14 protein-coding genes are annotated in these 19,244 nt (G+C 70.8%); 2 read left to right on the forward strand and 12 right to left on the reverse strand.

Annotation, left to right across the window (positions count from 1 at the left end; translation table 11 throughout):
- Both D7X99_RS18500 and D7X99_RS18505 read right to left on the reverse strand, forming a co-directional pair.
- Nucleotides 1–947, reverse strand: a 947-nt coding sequence (locus tag D7X99_RS18500) for a metallophosphoesterase (protein ID WP_121778980.1), incomplete at its 3' end; no start/stop codon positions are given.
- Nucleotides 944–2,302 carry a hypothetical protein gene (locus D7X99_RS18505; protein ID WP_121778925.1) on the reverse strand — a complete coding sequence of 453 codons (1,359 nt, stop codon included), beginning with the start codon at nt 2,300–2,302 and terminating at the stop codon, nt 944–946. The genes D7X99_RS18500 and D7X99_RS18505, both read right to left, overlap by 4 nt.
- Nucleotides 2,303–2,637: 335 nt before the next feature.
- Here D7X99_RS18505 and D7X99_RS18510 point away from each other — a divergent pair, with 335 nt between their 5' ends.
- A complete protein-coding gene (locus tag D7X99_RS18510) occupies nt 2,638–5,469 on the forward strand; it encodes a serine/threonine-protein kinase (RefSeq protein WP_121778926.1) in 2,832 nt (943 codons plus the stop codon).
- Between the two features lie 331 nt (nt 5,470–5,800).
- On the opposite strand, the gene gyrB is transcribed toward D7X99_RS18510, so the two are convergent.
- Together gyrB and D7X99_RS18520 are read right to left on the reverse strand one after the other, a co-directional pair.
- Nucleotides 5,801–8,257: a DNA topoisomerase (ATP-hydrolyzing) subunit B gene (gene gyrB, locus D7X99_RS18515; protein ID WP_121778927.1), complete on the reverse strand. Its 2,457-nt coding sequence runs from the start codon at nt 8,255–8,257 to the stop codon at nt 5,801–5,803.
- A gap of 122 nt (nt 8,258–8,379) precedes the next feature.
- Entirely contained in the window at nt 8,380–8,835 is a 456-nt protein-coding gene (locus D7X99_RS18520) for a hypothetical protein (protein ID WP_121778928.1), read from the reverse strand.
- Between the two features lie 113 nt (nt 8,836–8,948).
- Between D7X99_RS18520 and D7X99_RS18525 the strand changes: the two genes are divergently transcribed.
- Nucleotides 8,949–9,701 carry a GNAT family N-acetyltransferase gene (locus D7X99_RS18525; protein ID WP_121778929.1) on the forward strand — a complete coding sequence of 251 codons (753 nt, stop codon included), beginning with the start codon at nt 8,949–8,951 and terminating at the stop codon, nt 9,699–9,701.
- Nucleotides 9,702–9,713: 12 nt separating this feature from the next.
- Here D7X99_RS18525 and D7X99_RS18530 read toward each other — a convergent pair whose 3' ends face one another.
- The 8 genes from D7X99_RS18530 to D7X99_RS18565 all read right to left on the reverse strand — a co-directional run bounded on the left by D7X99_RS18530 (nt 9,714) and on the right by D7X99_RS18565 (nt 19,240).
- Nucleotides 9,714–10,532, reverse strand: a complete 819-nt coding sequence (locus D7X99_RS18530; RefSeq protein ID WP_120598194.1) for a helix-turn-helix domain-containing protein — start codon at nt 10,530–10,532, stop codon at nt 9,714–9,716.
- Nucleotides 10,533–10,537: 5 nt separating this feature from the next.
- Nucleotides 10,538–12,703 (reverse strand): cation:proton antiporter, encoded by a 2,166-nt coding sequence (locus tag D7X99_RS18535; RefSeq protein ID WP_121778930.1) that lies wholly within the window; start codon nt 12,701–12,703, stop codon nt 10,538–10,540.
- A gap of 108 nt (nt 12,704–12,811) precedes the next feature.
- On the reverse strand, nt 12,812–13,189 hold the full coding sequence (locus D7X99_RS18540; protein WP_121778931.1) for a response regulator: 378 nt from the start codon (nt 13,187–13,189) through the stop codon (nt 12,812–12,814).
- A complete protein-coding gene (locus D7X99_RS44500; protein ID WP_283244720.1) occupies nt 13,186–14,814 on the reverse strand; it encodes an ATP-binding protein in 1,629 nt (542 codons plus the stop codon). Before D7X99_RS44500 ends, D7X99_RS18540 begins: the two co-directional genes overlap by 4 nt.
- 230 nt (nt 14,815–15,044) lie before the next feature.
- Entirely contained in the window at nt 15,045–15,674 is a 630-nt protein-coding gene (locus tag D7X99_RS18550; protein WP_121778933.1) for a DUF2378 family protein, read from the reverse strand.
- Nucleotides 15,675–15,947: 273 nt separating this feature from the next.
- The gene (locus D7X99_RS18555) at nt 15,948–17,111 is read right to left on the reverse strand and encodes an alanine--glyoxylate aminotransferase family protein (RefSeq protein ID WP_121778934.1); all 1,164 of its coding nucleotides are present in this window, start codon (nt 17,109–17,111) and stop codon (nt 15,948–15,950) included.
- A gap of 156 nt (nt 17,112–17,267) precedes the next feature.
- The gene (locus tag D7X99_RS18560; protein WP_121778935.1) at nt 17,268–18,167 is read right to left on the reverse strand and encodes a zinc metalloprotease; all 900 of its coding nucleotides are present in this window, start codon (nt 18,165–18,167) and stop codon (nt 17,268–17,270) included.
- A 170-nt stretch (nt 18,168–18,337) separates the two neighbouring features.
- Nucleotides 18,338–19,240, reverse strand: coding sequence for a zinc metalloprotease (locus D7X99_RS18565; protein WP_121778936.1), 903 nt, complete (start codon nt 19,238–19,240; stop codon nt 18,338–18,340).
- Nucleotides 19,241–19,244 lie beyond the last annotated feature (4 nt).

Genomic DNA, 19,244 nt, shown 5'->3' on the forward strand with positions numbered 1-19,244 from the left:
ACGCTCAGGTCCACCCCCGCCCGCGCCATCTTCCCCACCAACCCCGCCGCCTCGTTGCGCACCGCGAACCCTCCACCTCGGACCCCAATCGGGTCCAACGGCGGGATGTGCATCGCCACCACGTGCACCGCGTCGCGCGCCTCCTCCAGCCAGCCGTCCAGCGCCTCCTCCACCATCGGATCCACCGTGCTGCTGCCGGAATCCACCAGGCTGAAGTGCACGCCATGGAAGGTGAAGTGCTGGCTGCCCCGGCCCACCAGCCGCTGGTACTCGCGCGCGTCGTCCGTGAAGGTCTCGTGGTTGCCCAGCGTCGCGAACAGGGGAATCCGCGAGCCCGCCTCCAGCCGCTGCTGGAACTCCTCCAACTGCTCGCGCGTCCCGTACTCCGTCAGGTCCCCCGCGAAGAAGATGAAGCGCAACGTGGGGTCCTCATTCAGCTTCGCGTAGACGTCCCCCACCTTCGACAGCGCCTCCTGCACGTCCGCCAGCGCCGCGAACCGGAACGGCTCGCGCGCGTCCCAGTCCGGCGGCGCCACCGTCAGCCGCATCGCCGTCCCCGGCCGCAGGGCCACACGCCACGCCTTCACCGTCGGGTGCGCGTCCGGCAGCGCCACCACCGTCAGCGGCGTGCCCGCTTCGTCCACGGCGTCCAGCACCGCGTCCGGCATCGCGTTGTGCACCATGAACAGCCAGTCCGTCCGCGCATCCGCGCCCGCGGTGACTTTCGTGGTGAACACCGGCGCCTGCCCCCACAGCTCCAGCGTCCCCGACGCCAGCGTCCGCACCGACGCGAGCCCGCCCTCCACCTCCACCGTCAGCGCGTCCGCCTCCGCCTGGCCCACGCGCGTGTCCCGCACCGCGCGGTCCTCGCTGGGGCGCACGCAGCCCGCCGTCAACAGCGCCGCTGTCAGGCCCACCGCGCCCAGTGCACGAAGTCCTCCGCTCACGTGTCACCTCCCACCGCGTACACCAGCGACACCCGCCCCATCAGCGCACCACCCGCCTGCGCCTCCGCCGCCACGCCCCAGCGCTCCGTCAACAGCACGCGCCCCTTCAGACCGAACGAACCAATCATCCCGCCGCCCCGGCCTCGCAGCCCTCCCACCAGTCCGTCCTTGCGGTGGTCGTAATAGAGCACTGCCTCGCCCCTGAGCGGCCCGCCCCGCCCCAGCCACACGCCGTAGCCGAACGTGTAGAGCAGCTGGCCGTACAGGTTGTCGTCCTCCACGCGCCCCGGATAGCTGTAGCCCTGGAATGACAGCCCCAGGCCGCCCTCCACGAACGAGCCCGCGAAGCGCGGCCCGAAGCGCTCCATCGCGTAGCGGCCCTTGAGCCCCACCTCCCCGCCTCCCAGCGTGAAGCCCTCCGTCGGGTAGCGGTGGTACGTCGCGATGCCCTCCACGTCCAACGACGTTCCGTCCCCCAACCCCGGCGTCCGCTCCGGCGCGCCCCACAGCCGGTAGGCCGCGCCCGCGCGGATCAACGTGTTGCCCTCGTCCGGCGCCAGCCGCGCGGACGCCTGGAGCCGCACCCTCGACAGGCGCGCCACCGCGCCCAGCGCGAAGAAGTTCCGGTAGTCCGCCGTCGCGTCGTGCACGTACTGGTAGCCCAGGTCCAGCTCCAGCGGAGGCAGCGTGTCCGGCACCTGCCCCGGGTCGAACGCCGGCGACGTCACCGCGTACAGGTTCGCCAGCATCGACAGCGAGAACACCCCCGCCCCCGTCAGCGTCACCGCGTACAGCGGCCCGATGGTCTTGCGCGACGCGCCCGTCAACGCGATGGGCACCAACCCCGCGGCGATCAACCCCAGCCCCGTCGCCTCCGCCGCGAACAGGCCTCGCGCCGTCGCGGAATCCCCCGCCATCCACGCCCCCAACCCGTGCAGCAGCAGCCCTGGCACCACCGCGACCGCCACCGGCAGCGCCTTGAATGGCGGCCTCGGCGCGTCCTCCGTCAGGCGCACGCGCGGCTTCGACACCCGGCCGCCTTCCGGGGCTCCCTGCTCCGGCGCCACCACCGGGCCGGACTCCGCCGCGGACGCAGTGGGCACCGGCCGGGGCCCCTCCTCCGTCAGCACCCGGGCCATCACCTCCGGCGGCACCACCGACGCGTCCGAACCCCGGCGCTTCGGCACGTCCCGGGGGATGTCACTCCCACCCAGCTCGGGACCGCCCGCCAGCAGCTCGAAGGCGGACAGCCAGCCGCCGCCGTCCTGCGCCCGCGCGGGCCCCGAGGCCAGCCAAAGCCCCAGCACCACCGCGAAGGTGGCTCGCGCACTCCACACCGGGCGCCCATGCCCCATGACCGTCGTCTCGCTTCCCTGGGAGCGGCCTTCCACCCCTCCCACCCCGGACCGAAGCCCGGAATGGCGCAGGTGATAACCCCGCCCCCGGAATGCGCTGAACGAAGCAGCGTGAAGAAGTGTGAACCGGCGCAACAGTCCGCCTCACGCCCCCCATCCACCCACCCTGGGACATCGCGTCACTCCCGAGGGCCGTTCCGACCCACCAGGACGCCCGCTCCTGCCCGGACAGCACCCCGAGCGAAATCTTCGCATGCCATGCGAGCGTGGTCGGGACTTTCGGTGGAAGGCGAGTATGCTGGGGCTTCCCCAAACCCGGCCTCGCCTCCCCGCCCGTGGCAGAACCCAGTCCCCAGCAATTCGGCAAGTACGTCCTGGTCTCCAAGCTTGCCGCGGGAGGCATGGCGGTCACCTACCGCGCGCGTATGACGGGCGCGATGGGCGTCACCAAGCCCTGCGTCATCAAGCAGATCCTCCCGCACTTCGTGGACGACCACGACTTCGTGGAGATGTTCATCAGCGAGGCGCGCCTGGTGGCGGGCCTGACGCACGGGAACATCGCGCAGATCTTCGACTTCGGTGAGGTGGACGGGCAGTACTTCATCGCCATGGAGCTGGTGCACGGCCAGCCCCTGTCGAAGGTGCTGCGGCGCGCGGCGCGCGCGGGCGTCGGCTTCTTTCCGCAGCCGCTGGCCCTGCACATCGCCAGCAAGCTGTGCGAGGGCCTGGACTACGCGCACCGCCACGTGGGCGAGGACGGCCAGCTGCTGGGCCTGGTCCACCGCGACGTGTCCCCGGACAACGTCCTCATCTCCTACGAGGGCGAGGTCAAGGTCATCGACTTCGGCATCGCCAAGGTGACGAGCGCCGTGGAGGCCAAGACGTCTCCGGGCACGCTCAAGGGCAAGTACCCGTACTTCTCCCCGGAGCAGGCGCAGGGCCGGCAGGACCTGGACGCGCGCACGGACGTGTACGCGGCGGGCATCGTCCTCTACGAGATGCTCTGCGGCCGGCGCCCCTTCGAGGGCGAGTTCGTCACCGTGCTGCCCCGCATCATCACCGGCGACTGCCTGCCCCCGTCCGCCGTCAACCCGACCATCGGCGAGGACCTGGAGACCATCGTCGCGCACGCCATGGCGGTGGACCGCGAGGCCCGCTACCAGACGGCGAAGGACCTGAGCGAGTCCACGGTGGAGCTGCTCTACCGGGACACGCCGCGCTTCACGCCCACGATGCTGAGCCAGCTCATGACGTACCTCTTCGCGGAGGAGCTGGCCGCCGAGGGACGCAAGGTGGAGCTGCCGCCCGGCTTCAAGGAGCAGCTGGCCGCGTGGCAGTCGCCGTCGTCGGAGCCGTCCCAGGGCCGCGCGCGGATGCCGTCCAGCAACGGCAGGTCCTCCAACCCCGGCAGCCCCGGCGTGTCCCGCCCGTCCAGCCCCGGCGTGGCGCGGCCCTCCAGCCCCGGCGTGCGCGCCTCCGGCAGCTCGCCTGGCCTACGACCCTCGACGGATGGCGCCCCGCGCCGCTCGTCCACCCAGTCCACCGCCGTGCGCAGGAGCACCACCGGCGTGCGCCGCGTGACGACGCCAGGGGGCACCCGCGAGAACACCGGCACCGGCCGCCGCCCCCTGCCGCCCGAGCTTGCTGCCGAGCCGGACACCGACGGGGGCACGGAGCCCACGGCGATGCCCCGGGCGCTGCCCACGCTGGCCGCGCCGCATGACACGCCGGTGGAGACGGCCATCGCGCCGGAATCGCCGCGGCCGCCCCAGCCGCCCGAACCCGAGGAGAAGGAGGCCCCGCGCGCCCGCACCAGCGCGGACGACGCGCGCGAGAAGCTGGCCGCCGAGGCCACCGAGCGCGAGGGCAAGCGCACGAAGCAGGTGCGCCAGCTGAGCATGCTCGTGTTCGGCATCACCGGCGTGCTGCTCGTCATCGGCCTGTTGATCCACTTCCTGTCCCCGGCCGACGAGGGCGAGCTCTCTAGCGAGCCCGTCGTCCTGTGGATCACCTCCAAGCCGGAAGGCGCCTCCGTCGTCGTCAATGGCCGGCCGGTGGGGAACACGCCCAGCCGCATCATCGGCGCGGATCAACGGACGTCCCACACCATCGTCGTCACCAGGCCTGGCTACCGCGCCTGGACGCGGCGCTTCACGCCGAACCAGGCGGAGGTCCACCTCAAGGCGGAGCTGGAGGTGGCGCCCGGCACCACCCAGATGGCGTCGGAGATTCCCACCTCCACCAAGCTCGACGCGGGCGCTGAGGCCCCGGACGCGGGCGCGGGCGCCGTCGTCGCCGCGGTCAATTCTGGCGAGGACGCGGGCACCTCCCTGGATCTGGACGGAGGCCTGGCCGCCACGGACGCGGGGACCGGGTCCACCGAGTCCGCCGCCGACCCGCTGGCGAACGACAAGGACCGCGAGATGCGGCGCGTGGACTACCCCACGCGCCTGCTGGTGCTGCGCCCCATGTACAACGGGCTGCCGCTGCCGGAGTACCCCACGGCCACCATCGACGTGTCGCCCGGCGCCGCCTACTCCGTGTGGACCGAGGGCAGCGCGGCGTTCGCGGAAGGCGACGGCACCGCGTCCGGCACGCTCGTCTACTACGCGGAAGGCGACCTGCCGGCGGACAACACCGTGGGCTTCATCAGCAGCGCGCCGCGCACCCTCAAGGGCGCGAAGAAGCTCCACTTCTTCGCCCTGGACGACACCGGCCTCGAGGACAACCGCGGCTCCATCCGCGTGCACCTGCGGCAGTCCGCGTACATCCCGCCCCGCTCCGTGCTGTTCGAGCCGGAGAAGAACGCGCTGAATGTGAAGCCCCAGCACCAGATGCACCTGCGCGGCCTCAACCCCAAGTCCACCTACGCCTTCACCGTGCGCGACGACTTCGCGGAGGTGCGCTCCGGCACCAATGGCCGCGTGCACACGGTGCTGTGCATGGAGAAGGGCCCCAAGGCCGAGTCCGTGCGCAGCTCGCACCGCCTCTTCGAGACGGGCAAGCGCTACCAGGTGTCCGGCGTGGAGGACATGCGCTGCGTCTTCCCCGACCTGCAGCTGGGGGACAACCAGGGCGCGCTCGACTTCGACATCGTCGACGTGACGAACATGTCCCGCAAGGAACGCGCGGAGGCGCTGCGCGGCGCCAAGCGCTCCGAGCGGTAGCGGGCAGGCACCCGGGCACCCGCCCGGGAGCACGTCCAGCAGGCGGGCGTCTCATCGACTCGCCAGTGCCCCCCTGACGCGCGAGGTCCCGCGCGAAAGGGCAGTGCGTACCTTCACGGACATCCACTGCTACTCACGGGAGTCCGTTCATGATGCGGGTACCCAGGTTCCTTCCGTAAGGGCTCACGGGGGCCGCCGTGCGTCACTTCCGCGGCCCGGCTCGAAAAGGATGGGAAGGGCACGTGGGCGCGGAGCCGGAAAACGGCACCGGGCCCACGGGTCTTTCCCCCGGGGCCCGGCTTGGTGCTTCAAGCACTGCGTGCGCCGAACCTCAGATGTCCAGGTTCTGCACGTCCAGCGCGTTGCGCTCGATGAACTCGCGGCGCGGCTCCACCGCTTCGCCCATGAGCAGGGAGAAGATTTCGTCGCTCTCCACCATGTCCTCCACGCGCACCTGGAGCAGCGTGCGGCGGGTGGGGTCCATGGTCGTCTCCCAGAGCTGCTCCGGGTTCATCTCGCCCAGCCCCTTGTAGCGCTGCAGGCCCAGGCCCTTCTGCGCGTCCTTGCGGACCGCGGCCAGCACCTCTTGCACGGAGAACGCCGACACCTCGCCCGCGTCCACCTGGACGAGGTAGGGCGCCTTGCCCAGCGAGTTGAACGCTTCGCGCAGGGCGACGAGCTCCAGGTACTCCGGCGAGGACAGGTAGGCCTGGTCGAAGACGGACTCGCGCATGGAGCCGTTCACGTCCGTCGTCACCACCAGCCGTTTTGCCTCCTGGTGCTCCGCGTCCTGCTCCAGCCGCGTGGACAGCCGGCCCATCACGTCCGGCATGCGCCGCTGGCAGTACTCGCGCATGGTGACGAGTTCCGCCTCCACCGCCGCCCCGTCCGCGAGCGTCTCCGAACGCAGGCGGGTGGCCTGCACCAGCGCGTCCACGATGCGCGCGTCGCGGCGCTTGGCCTGCTTCTCCAGCCGCTCCTCGTAGGTGATGACCTTCTCCAGCAGCGCCTTGAAGTCGCTGCCGCCCAGCTCACCGGCCGGCGTCTTCACCCGGCAGTGCTCCGCGGCGATCTTCAGCAGGTACTCGTTGAGGGCGCGCTCGTCCTTGACGTAGCTGTCCTTCTTGTTGCGCGTGACTTTGTAGAGCGGCGGCTGCGCGATGTAGACGTAGCCCCGGTCGATGAGCTCGCGCATCTGCCGGTAGAAGAACGTGAGCAGCAGCGTGCGGATGTGGCTGCCGTCCACGTCTGCGTCCGTCATCAGGATGATGCGGTGGTAGCGAGCCTTCTCCGGGTCGTAGTCCTCCGCCCCGATGCCCGTGCCCAGCGCGGTGATGAGCGTGACGATTTCGGCGCTGGTCAGCATCTTCTCGAAGCGCGCCTTCTCCACGTTCAGGATCTTGCCGCGCAGCGGGAGGATGGCCTGGTTGCGCCGGTCCCGGCCCTGCTTCGCGGAGCCACCTGCGGAGTCACCCTCCACGATGTACAGCTCGCTCTCGTGCGGGTCGCGGCTCTGACAGTCCGCGAGCTTTCCGGGAAGGCCTCCACCGTCCAGCACGCCCTTGCGGCGCACCGTCTCACGGGCCTTGCGCGCGGCGAGGCGGGCGCGGCACGCGTCGCCAATCTTCGCCACGACCTTCTTGGCCAGCGGCGGGTTCTCCTCCAGGAAGCTGGCGAGCTGGTCATTCACCATCTGCTCGACCAGGCCCTTCACCTCGCTGTTGCCCAGCTTCGTCTTCGTCTGGCCCTCGAACTGGGGGTTGGAGAGCTTCACGGAGATGACCGCGGACAGGCCTTCACGCGCGTCTTCACCCGTGGGCGTCTCCTTCAGGTCCTTCCAGAAACTGCCCTTCTCCGCGTAGCTGTTGAGCGTGCGCGTGAGCGCGGCCTTGAAGCCGGACAGGTGGCTGCCACCCTCGTGGGTGTTGATGTTGTTGGCGAAGGTGAAGATGCGCTCGTCGTAGCCATCGTTCCACTGCATGGCGATTTCCAGCGACACGCCCTCGCGCTCCGACTTGATGTAGACGGGCTTCTCGTGCAGCGCTTCCTTCGCCTTGTTGAGGTACTCCACGAAGGAGGAGATGCCGCCCTCGAACTTGAAGTCGTGCTCCTTCTGGGTGCGCTCGTCGCGGATGGTGATGTGCAGGCCCGCGTTGAGGAACGCGAGCTCGCGCAGGCGCTGGCTGAGCGTCTCGAAGTTGAAGTCCACCGTCTCCATGACCTGCGTGTCCGGCTTGAAGTGGATGGTCGTGCCGAGCTTGTCCGTGGTGCCCACTTCCTGGGGCGAACCGTTGGCCACGCCGCGCGCGTAGGACTGTTCGTAGACCTTGCCGGCGCGCTGGACGCGGACCTTGAACCACTCCGACAGGAAGTTCACGCAGGTGACGCCCACGCCGTGCAGGCCGCCGGACACCTTGTACGCGCCGTTGCCGAACTTGCTGCCGGCGTGCAGCTCCGTGAGCACCACTTCCAGCGTGTCCTTGCCCTTGAACTTGGGGTCGGGGTGCGGGCCCACGGGGATGCCGCGGCCGTTGTCCTGGACGCTGAGCGAACCGTCCACGTGGATGATCACGTCGATGTCCGTGCAGTGGCCGGCCAGGGCCTCGTCCACGGAGTTGTCGACGACCTCGTACACGAGCTTGTGGAGCCCGTAGGTCATCGTGTCGCCGATGTACATGCCGGGGCGCTTGCGGACGGCCTCCAACCCTTCGAGCTTGGTGATGGCGTCCGTCCCATAATCGGCGGGCGGCGCGGCCGGCGAGACACCGGTAGCGGGGGTCTTTTCCATGTGAAGCGTGTCCTTGGGAAAGGCTGCCGTTGCGACAGGGCTCAAGCCCGTTGTGCCTACCACCACCGGGCATCCCGGACAAGCTCTGGGAGCCCACGCAAGGCTGCGGAAAGATTCATGAATCAGGCGTCAAAACGCGAGGGCGGGAGGCGGTCCTCCAGCGCCGCGATCAACTCTTCATAAACAGCCTTGCGGGCGAAAAGATGTCGCGTGACGAGCACCCTTCCCTCTTCCTTGAGGAACAGGCCCAGCACGCTCCCCTTGCGGCCGACCCGGCGCACGGAATCAATCTGTCCCCAGTGCAACTCCAGCGGCTGGCCGCTGAAGGGCCGGGCCACCCGCACACCCGCGGCGTCCAGGGTGATGCCCCACTGCGCGCGGGGGCGCAGGCGGTGGACGGAGACGAGGAAGGTCAGCATCAGGCCCGCGCTGATGCCGGCCCGCGCCATGGCGATCAGCCCCCCGCCGCCCCGGTAGTCCGCCAGGGCCCAGGCGGTGAGGACCGCCAGGAAGCACGCGCCCAGGACGAGGGCGATTCGGGTGGGACGCGGATCGAACGAGAAGAAGCGCGGGGTCATGGTGGCGGGCCCAAAAGGGATGGAAACCTAACCCCCTGGCGCACGGTGTGCGCGTCCTTTCCTCCGGGGCTGTTCTTTGGCCGTCGTCCCCGCGCATAGGCTGGCCGGCACGCATGACGGATGCCGAACTCACCCTGCGCCTGCACACCAACCTCATCGCCTTCAAACGCCTCCAGGCCGAGCGCGGCCCGCTGCGCCACCTGCACCTCCCCGGCGTGGACGCGTTCGCGCTGCCTGGCTACCAGGACGCGCACTTCCAGCAGGTCCTCTTCACGGACGCGGACGCACTGGCGGCCGCGCTGCCGGCCGTCACGGACTTCTACCGGGGGCATGGGCTGTCCCGCTGGCGGGTCACCCTGACGCCGGGGCAGCGGGACGCGACGCGGGCGCTGGGCGCCGCGGGCTACCGGCTGGACTTCACCGTGGTGGCCATGGGGGCCTGGCTGAAGGAGCTGCCGGACGCGGCGCCCGGAGTGCCGGTGGAGCCCGTGGAGGACCTCAACGACCTGGTGGAGATCAACGTCCAGACCTACGGCGCGGAGTGGCGGGACATCCTCTCCGTGTGGCAGCGGCCGCCCCGCCTGCCGGTGCACACCGTGGTGGCGCGCGAGCACGGCCGGGCGCTGTCCTGCGGGCTGGCGGTGGACGTGGCGGACACGGCGGGCGTGTACCTGGTGGCCACCCACCCGGAGGCCCGGGGGCTGGGGCTCGCGTCGGCGGTGATGCGCGGAATCATCTCCGAGGCCCGCAAGCGCGGGTGCACCGCGACGGTGCTCCAGTCCACCCCGGCGGGCATCCGCGTGTACCGCCACCTGGGCTACCGCGACCTGGGCCCCTGGGAGCACTGGGTGCCCCAAGGGCTCTGAAGGCGCCCGGATTCAGCGCAGCGTTTCCAGTTCCTCCAGCGTCTCCAGCACCCGCTGGGGCTCCTCCAGGCCGTGGAGCCGGTCCGCCAGGCCGCGCCCCGCGAGCCGGGCCACGTGCGCCAGCCGCATCAGCCTCGCGCGGCCCACGTGGCCGTCCACCAGCGCCACCACCAGCCGCAGGGGCTGGCCGTCCGGCGCGTCCACCTTCAGGGGCCGGGCCAGCGTCACCAGCGCCGCCACCGGGGCCGCGCCGGGCACGAACGCGTGCGGCACCGCCACGCCGTTGCCCACCTGGGACGGGGCCGTGCCCTCGCGCTGGCGCAGGCCCTCCGCGAGCGCCGCCCCGTCCACGCCGGGCAGGGCCGCCGCCAGCCGTCCGGCCGCCACGTCCAGCGCGTCCTCGTAGTCCCCGCAGGAGAGCTGCAACACCACCCGCTCCGCGCTCAGGAGCGGCCCCAGCGGGGGCACGGGTTCGTTGCCGCGCACCTCGCGCAGGGGGAACTCCGCGTCCAGGAAGGCCCGCACGCGCGCCAGCTGCGCGCCGGTGAGCTTGCGCCGCGCGATGTCCAACATCAGCGTCCCCGCGGCGGGCACGTCTTCCAGGTAGCCCGCCACGTACGGGCTCACCCGGTTGGCCACGTCCATGAGCAGCCCCGGGGGCACGTCCAGCTCCCGGGCTATGGCCGTCAGCCGCTCCTGCGTGGGCGGCGCGTCCACGCCGTTCTCCACGCGGCTCAGGTACGCGCTGGACACGCCGATGCGCCGCGCCAGGTCGCGCAGGGACAGGCCCGCGTCCACCCGCAACAGGCGGAGTGTGGCTCCCAGGTGCATGGCGCTCAGCTCCGCGCTCCGAGCGGCTGCGTCGTCTCCGGCGGCGTCCCCTGCGTCCGGACCTGCTCCGGAGGCTGGGCCAGCACCGTCGCCCCCTCCGGGTGACGCACGAGCAGCAGCGAGGCGGGCGCGTCGCGCACGATTCGCTCGCGCTGAACGCCGAACAACCGGTCTTCCAGGCCCCATTCGGTCCCCAGGCCCACCACCACGAGGTCGTAACCCGCCTTCGCTTCTTCCAGCGCTGCCTCTTCCGGCGACGCGTGGCGCACCACCTTCAGCTTCACGGAGGCGCCCTCGTCCGCGGGGAACAGCTCCTCCACCTGCGCGCGGCCCGCGCCCGAGCCTTCGGGCGACGTCACGTGCAGCACCGTCACCTCCGCGCCGGCCTGCTTCACCAGCCGCCGCGCCAGGCCCAGCGCCGCCCGGTCATGCCGGCTGCCCACGAAGGGCACCAGCACCCGGCGCACCTGCGACAGGCCGCGGTCCACCAGCACCGCCACCGTGCCGCCCGCCTCCTGCATCACCTCGTGCACCGTGCCGCCCAGCACCGTCTGGCTGAAGAGCGGCTTGTGCCAGCCCAGCAGCACCAGGTCCGCGCGCTTCGCCTGCGCCGTGCGGCAGATGTCCCGCGCGGGCTCCGACGACACGAACGACAGCGTGCGCACGGACAGCCCCAGCTTCTCCGCGCGTCCCACCAGGGGCGCCAGCGCGCCGCCGGACGCGGCGGTGGGGTCCAGCGCCTCCTCCCCGCGGGCCTTGAGCGAGCGCTCCGGGGACAAGAGGTGCAGCGCGTAGAGGTTCGCCTCGTTGCGCTCGCCGGACAGCGCGCGCGACAGCACCGCCATGCCCGGGCCAGCCTGGCCGTGCGACACGCACAAGAGCACCGTGTACGCGGACGGGGGAAGCGCCGGCTCCGGCGCGTGCAGCAGCTGGTCGCGCGCCTGCTCCGCCGGCGAATACAGCAGGCGCAGGAACGGCGTGGTCATGAAGGTCGTGACCAGCGCCATGATGACCATCATCGTGAAGAGCGTGGGCGAGATGACGCCCAGGTCCAGGCCCAGGTTGAGCACGATGAGCTCCATCAGGCCGCGCGTGTTCATCAGGATGCCGATGGCGCCCGCCTCCCGCCACCGCAGGCCCGTGAGGCGCGCCGCCACCGCGCTGCCGCCGAACTTTCCCAGGCACGCCAGGACGATGATGACGCCGCACGTGAGCCACGCCTCCGGGGTGTCCAACAGGCCCAGCTGCGTGCGCAGGCCGCTGAAGGCGAAGAACACGGGCAGCAGCAGCACGACGGCCACGTCCTCCAGCTTCTCCGCCAGCGCCACCGCCAGCCCGCCCTCCTTGGGAATCACCGCGCCGAACATGAAGGCGCCGAAGAGCGAGTGGATGCCGATGGACTCGGTGGTCCACGCGGAGCCGAGCAGCAACACCAGGGTGATGGCCACCACGTTCTGGGTGAGCCCCTCGCGGTTGGCCACGCGCGCGCCCAGCCGGGCGAGGAACGGCTTCACCAGCAGCAGCATGAAGGCGATGTAGAGCAGCGCGAACAGCGTGGTGAGCCCCGCGTGCGCCAGGTCCGACGCGCGCACCAGCGACACCACGAACGCCAGGATGCACCACGCCGTCACGTCGTCCACCGCCGCGCACGCGATGGCGATGGCGCCCAGCTTCGACTGCATCAGCCCGCGCTCCGTGAGGATGCGCGCCAGCACCGGGAAGGCCGTGATGCTCATGGACACGCCCATGAACAGCACGAACGAGGAGAACGGCACGTCCGGGCTGGACAGCGACTTGTACAGCCACAGCGCGCCCGCACCCGCACCCAGGGCGAACGGGACGACGATGCTGGAGTGGCTGATGGCCACCGACGCGTGCCCCCGCCCCTTCAACAGCTTGGGGTCCAGCTCCAGGCCGATGAGGAACATGAAGAGCACCAGTCCGACCTCGGCCAGCATCTTCAGGAACGGCATGGACTCCGGCGGGAACAGCCAGTGCATGGCGCCCGGAGCCAGCCAGCCCAGGAGTGACGGGCCCAGCGCGATGCCCGCCACCACCTCCGCGATGACCAGGGGCTGCCCCAGCCAACGAGCGCCCCGGCCAATGAGCCGAGACACCGCGATGATGACGATGAGCTGGACCAGGAGCTGGGCGAGCATGTGGGGATTCATCGGACAGGCCTCGCTGGGAAAGTGTTAAGGATGCACTTACCAAGGCGTCTCGCGCAGCGTCAACACGCGCGAGCAGGGCCACCCGCGCGAGAAGACACACCTGGAGTGTCAGGAGGCTTCGGAGGCCTTGTTGGCCGCCACGGCCTTGAGGAGCGTCTCCACGTCCACCGGCTTGCGCAGGTAGCCGCAGGCGCCCATCTCCTCCGCGACCTGGCGCGCGTTGGCGGAGGCGGAGAAGACGAGCACGGGGATGCCGCTCCACGCCTCCACCTGGCGCATCTGCCGGCCGAAGGTCGCGCCGTCCATCACCGGCATCATCATGTCCAGCAGGACCAGCGACGGCGTCACCGGCTCCCGGCGGAGCACCTCCAGCGCCTGCAGCCCATTGCCCGCTCCGAAGACAGTGTAACCCGCGTCGCGAAGCACTTCCTCCAGCGCCTCCCGCAGGTCCGTGTCGTCATCCACCACCAACACCGGCCGACTCACTCGCGCGTCTCCTTCTCCAGCGGCAGCTCCAGCGTGAAGCGCGCGCCCTCTTCCGCGGAGGGCTCCGCCCAGGCCCGTCCGCCGTGCGCCTCCGCGGCGCGGCGGGCGAGGTAGAGCCCCAGGCCCAGGCCTCCATACGAATGCGAGCTGACCGCGCGGCCGAAGCGCTCGAAGATGCGCTCCACCTGGTCCACGGGCACGCCGATGCCCCGGTCGCGCACCTGGATGCGCGCGAAGCTCCCTTCCCGCGCCACGTCCACCTCCACCGGCCGTCCCGGACCGAACTTGAGCGCGTTGGATATCAACGCCGCCACGGCCTGGTCCACGCGGAGCCGGTCCCACGTCCCCCAGAGTCCGCGGCGAGGCGACTGGCGCAGCTCGCACCCGGCCGCGCGGGCCTCCGCCTGGTAGCGGTCCAGCACTTCGGAGACCAGCTCCTCCAGGTCGAAGCGCTCGGGCATGAGCGACAGCTCGCCGCTGGACAGCTGCGACACGTCCAGGAGGCCCTCCACCAGCGTGCCCAGCCGGCGCACCTGACGCACGCTGCGCTCCAGGCGCGTCACCACGTCCGGCTCCAGCTTGTGCGCCTCCGTGCGCTGCAACAGCGTGCCCAGTTGCAGCCGCAGCGTGGTGAGCGGCGTGCGCAGTTCGTGCGCGGCCACGGTGAGGAACTCGTCGCGCAGGCGCACCGCCTCACGGGCCTCCTGGAAGAGCCGCGCGTTCTCCAGCACCAGCCCCGTCCTGCGCGCCAGCTCCTGCGCCAGCGACAGGTCCACCGGCGCGAGCGTGCGCTCGCCCAGCGTGCCCATGGACAGCACGCCCAGCCGGCCATCGTTGCCGGGCAGGGCCACGTTCACCACCGAGCGCAGCCCCAGCCCCTCGATGGCGCGCTGGTGCGCCACGTCCCGGGTGATGGGCTCCGGGCGCTTGCGCACGTCCGGCATGAACTCCGGCTGGCCCGTGCGCAGCACGTACGCGGGGCCCGCGGCGGCCTGGGGGTCCAGCGGGAAGCGCTGGTCCAGCTTCCAGGCATGGGCGCGCCGCTCCGCGTCCGGGTGCGCCAGCGCCACCAGCCGCAGGCCGCCCTGGTCCGGGTCCTGGAGGAAGAAGGCGCACCAGTCCGCCACCTGGGGCACCATCAGCTGCACCAGCTGATCCAACCGCGCCGCCTGCTCCAGGGACGCGGTGAGCAGCTCGCTGGCCTTGGCCAGGATGTCGCGGTCCACCTCCTCCCGCGCGCGCTCGCGCCGCACGCGCGTCTCCTCCAGCTCGCGAGCCACCGCCGGGCCCAGCCGGGCCATCCGGTCCTTGGAGAAGCAGTCGCGCGCGCCCGCCTTCATCAGCGTGACGGCCTGGTCCTCGCTCAGCTGGCTGGACAGGACGATGAGGGGCACGTCCCGCCCCTGCGAGTGCAGGAGCGCCAGCACGTCCAGCGCGTTGAAGCGCGGCAGCCGGTAGTCACACAGCACCAGGTCCCACGGTCCGGTGGCCAGCGCTTCGCGCAGCGCCTCCAGTGTCTCCACGCGCCGGGCCATGGGCAGGTAGCCCGCCTGCTCCAGCTCCGCCGTCACCAGCGCCGCGTCGTTGACGCTGTCCTCCACGAGCAACAGCCGGAAGGGCGTCATGCCCGGGCCCCACCCATCAGCCCAGGGGACTGACATCGCCCCTTCGGCCGGGAGCCTCGTGCTGCATCCATTCGCGTTGCTCCTCCCGTGGGGTGTGGGCCGCTTTCACCACATGCTAGTGGCCCTCCCTGTCACGCCATCGGGAGAAATGGCGGACGTTCAGCACCGAGCGCTGGCTGGTGAACGTCCCGCGCCAGCGCCCCACCCCACGGGGGTGCAACATCCCCGGATTACCAGGAAACGTCGTACTCGGTATCGAGCAGGGACAGCTGCCGCCCATGCACCTGGACGTCCTGGGCCCCCACGGCCTCCAGGGCGGCCTGGAGCACGCCCTCGTGGTACGGCGCGGGCATGAAGTCCCGGCGCATCACGAAGCGGGCGCTGTGGTCGCCCGTCCAGAGGACGCTGCGCTCGCCGTAGCTCACCGCGACGCGGTAGCCCTCGGCCATGTGCTGGAGCATCCGCCAGGGGTTGCCGGCGGCGGCCTGCATCAGGTCCCGGCCGAACATGGAGGCCAGGAAGTCCACCGTGGCCTGCGTCCCGATGTACCGCAGCGCCTGCTCCCAGTCGCCCAGTTGGGGGCGCAGGATTCGCGTCGCCTCGGCGGACATCTCCAGGAAGCGCGCCACCGGGTACAGCTCCTCGGCGTTCAGCGCCTTCAGCCCGGACGCCGCCAGGCACCGTGCTCCGGCTTCCTCGCCCTGGAGGAAGTTCACCACCCCCACCACGCCCTGGAAGAACATCCCGCGCGCCCCGTCTTCCGGGGTCGCTGCCAGGCACCGCTCCACCAGGTGCCACGCCGCGGGCTCCTGCACCCAGCCCGCCGCCTTCGTCGAACCTTCCACCGGTCCGCGATCCATACCGACCTCCACTTCCACTTCAGGCGCTGGAATTGGCCCCCCGTTTCGTGGGTCCATCCGCCAGCGCAGCCCTTCCCCCTCACAGGTGCCGGGGCCCACGCCCCGCTCACACCGTGCAGCCCAATCACATAATTCCATCAGAACGGCAAGGAATCCCAGTAAGACAGGAAGTACCTGCCATTATCTCCCGGATTACTCAATTCTAATGGGAGTGCGGACGGGCTTTCTTATACCCTGAGAAAGAGCTGAGGACCAGACCCCGCACTCCGGGTCTTACCCGGAGAGCGCGGATTGTGCGGCCGCGACGGCGGTTCCGGGGGCGAACGCGCGGTGACCGGCGGCGTGGAGGGCGCGCTCGATGGCGCCCACGGTGACGAGCACGTCCCCGGCGCTGACGCGGTTCATGTGGCCTACGCGGAAGTAGCGCGTCTTGATTTCGGGGTGGAGGCCGCCGGCGATGGCCACGCCCTGCGCCTTCACGCGGCCCACGAGCGTCGCGTCCACGCCGTCCGGGTAGTACACGGCGCTCAGGGTGTTGGCGGCCACGGCCTCCGAGGTGGGGACGAGCCGCAGGCCCAGCGCGCTCCAGGCGGCGCGGAAGGCGCGGGCCATGCGGCGGTGGCGCTCGAAGCGGGCCTCCATGCCCTCCGCGAGAATCTGTCCCAGGCTGACGTCCAGCGCGCACACCAGGGACGTGGGCGGGGTGGCGAAGTAGGCGGGCTTGCCGGCTTCGTAGGCCTCCATCACCGGGAGCCACTCCGCCCAGTCCGCGTACACGCTGGCGACGGGCGCCTTGCGCGCCTTCCACGCGGCGAGCGCGCGAGGGCTCACCGTGAGGAGCGCCAGGCCCGGCGGCACGCCCACCGCCTTCTGGCTGGCGGTGAGGTACACGTCCGCGCCCCACGCGTCCTGCTGGAAGGACTCGCCGGCGGTGGCGCACACGCCATCCACCACGGCCAGGACGCCGTACTGGCGCGCGGCCTTCACCAGCGGCTCCACGGGCGCGAGCACCGCGGTGGAGGTGTCCACGTGCGTGACGGTCATCAGCTTGAAGCCGCCGCCGCGCAGCTCCGCCTCCACCTGGGCCACCTCCGGGGCGCTGCCCACGCTGGCCGCGCGCACGTGCGTCACCTTCGCGCCGTGGCGCTCCAGGATGTGGGCCATGCGGTCGCTGAAGTAGCCGGTGTTCACCACCAGCGCGCGGTCGCCGGGCTCGATGAGGTTGGCCACGGCGAGCTCCATGGCCAGGGTGCCGCTGCCGGAGACGACGAAGGGCTGCGCGCCGGGGGCGAGCGACACCTCGCGCAGGCGCTTCAGGGCCCGGCCGAAGGTGGCGATGAAGCCCGCGTCCAGGTGTCCCGGCACCGGCCCGGACATCGCCTGCAACACGTCCGCGTCCACGTCCACCGGCCCGGGAATCATCAACAGGTCTCTCACGGCGCCACTCCTCCTGAAGGCCCCCTCCGGACAGCCGGAGGGCGGTCCCCCACTGTGGCCAGCGCGGGCCCGGCTTGTCCACGCTGGAAACACAGACGCCGGAGCCCCCGCGGTGGGGACTCCGGCGTCATGGACTTCAGGAAGCGAAGGGATGGACTAGCGGTACGTCGCGGTCAGGCTGTCCGCGCGGGTCACCTGGCCAGCGGTGAACTGGTTCATGCAGTTGTCGTCCGTGTAGTCCATGAAGTTGTAGATGGGGTCCACGCCGCCGCCCGCGCAGGTGTCGCGGTTGACGGGGCAGCCAAACGCGGCCGAGGCCTCCGGAGGCGTGTCGCTGACGGAGTCACCCGGGTTGGCGCAGCCGCCCTGGAACGTGTGGTACAGGCCCAGCCAGTGGCCGACCTCGTGCGTGGCCGTGTCGCCCTCGTTGTACGGGGCCGCCGTGCCGCCGGGGACGCTGCTGTAGAGCATGACCACGCCGTCCATCTTCGGCTGGCTGCTGTAGCTGGAGGGGAAGGTCGCCCAGCCCAGCAGGCCGCCCTTGAGGTTGGCGGTGTAGATGTTCAGCGACTCCGGGCCGCCCTTGCGCAGCGCGGTCTTCATCTTCTTCTCCGCCGCGGAGCCCGAACCCAGCGCGAACCACTGGGTGTTCGTGGTGCGGTCCGTGCCGGCCAGCGTGAACTTGAACGGGGTGTTGGCGTACGCCGCGTTCAACACGTTCATCTGCGAGGTGATCTGCGAGTCCGGAACGTCGCCGTTGGCGAGGCCCGTGCCCTTGTTGATGACGTGGAAGTACACAGGCACGTTGACGGAGCCCACGGCACGCTTGGCGTGCACGCCGCGGTTCGCCAGCGCCGCTTCAATCTCCAGCTTCTCGTCGGCGGACGGCTCGATGGTCGCACAGCCACGGTGCGGGACCGCCTGCTGGGTGGCGGCCTCCTCCGCCGGAGCCTGCTCCTCGGGAGCCGGGGCGTTGCTGCTGCAACCCGCCAGGGACATCAGGGTGCCAAGGACCACCGCGACACGACCACCGCGCTGCGCGACGTAACGAAGCATGTGTCTCCAACTCCTCGCGAACGAATGAAACACCGGCGCACGGATGAACCAGACATCGCGTCCGGGCCGGGACGCGGCGAGTCTGTGTTTCATCCTGAAATGGAAAACGCCGGAGCCCCCTGAACGGAGACCCCGGCGTCGTCACATCGGCCACAGCCGCGCTGTTTTTTCTAGCGGTACGTCGCGGTCACGCTGTCGGCGCGCGTGATCTGGCCGGTGGTGAACGAGTTCATGCAGCTGTCGTCCGTGTAGTCCATGAAGTTGTAGATGGGGTCCACGCCGCCACCGGAGCAGGTGTCACGGCCGGCGGGGCAGCCGTACGCGGGCGAGGCCTCCGGAGGCGTGTCGCTGACGGAGTCACCCGAGCCGGAGCAGCCGCCCTGGAACGTGTGGTACAGGCCCAGCCAGTGGCCGACCTCGTGCGTGCCCGTGTCGCCCAGGTTGTACGGGGTCGCCGTGCCGCCGGGGACGCTGGTGTAGAGGATGACCACGCCGTCCAGCTTCGGCTGGCTGGTGTAGCTGGAGGGGAAGGTCGCCCAGCCCAGCAGGCCACCGCCGATGTTGGCGGTGTAGAGGTTCAGCGACTCCTTGCCGCCCTTGCGCAAGGCGTTCTTCATGTTCTTCTCGTTGGTGCTGCTCGGCGTCACCGTGTACCAGGACGTGTTGGTCGTGCGGTCCGTGCCGGCCAGCGTGAACTTGAACGGGGTGTTGGCGTACGCCGCGTTCAGCACGTTCATCTGCGCGGTGATCTGCGAGTCCGGGATGTCGCCGTTGGCGAGGCCCGTGCCCTTGTTGATGACGTGGAAGTAGACGGGCACGTTCACCGAGCCCACCGCGCGCTTGGCCGACACGCGGCCCGCGATCGCCGCTTCAATCTCCAGCTTCTCGTCGGCCGACGGCTCGACGGTCGCGCAGCCACGGTGCGGGATGGCCTGGGCGTTGGTGGTCTCCTCCGCGGGAGCAGGAGTCTGCTCCTCGGTGGTCGGGGCATTGTTGTTACAGCCCACCAGGGACATCAGGGTGCCAACGACAACCGCGAGACGGCCACTGCGCTGCGCGACGTGACGAAGCATGGTT

Source organism: Corallococcus sp. AB032C, from assembly GCF_003668935.1.
In the GTDB taxonomy this organism is placed as follows: domain Bacteria; phylum Myxococcota; class Myxococcia; order Myxococcales; family Myxococcaceae; genus Corallococcus; species Corallococcus exiguus.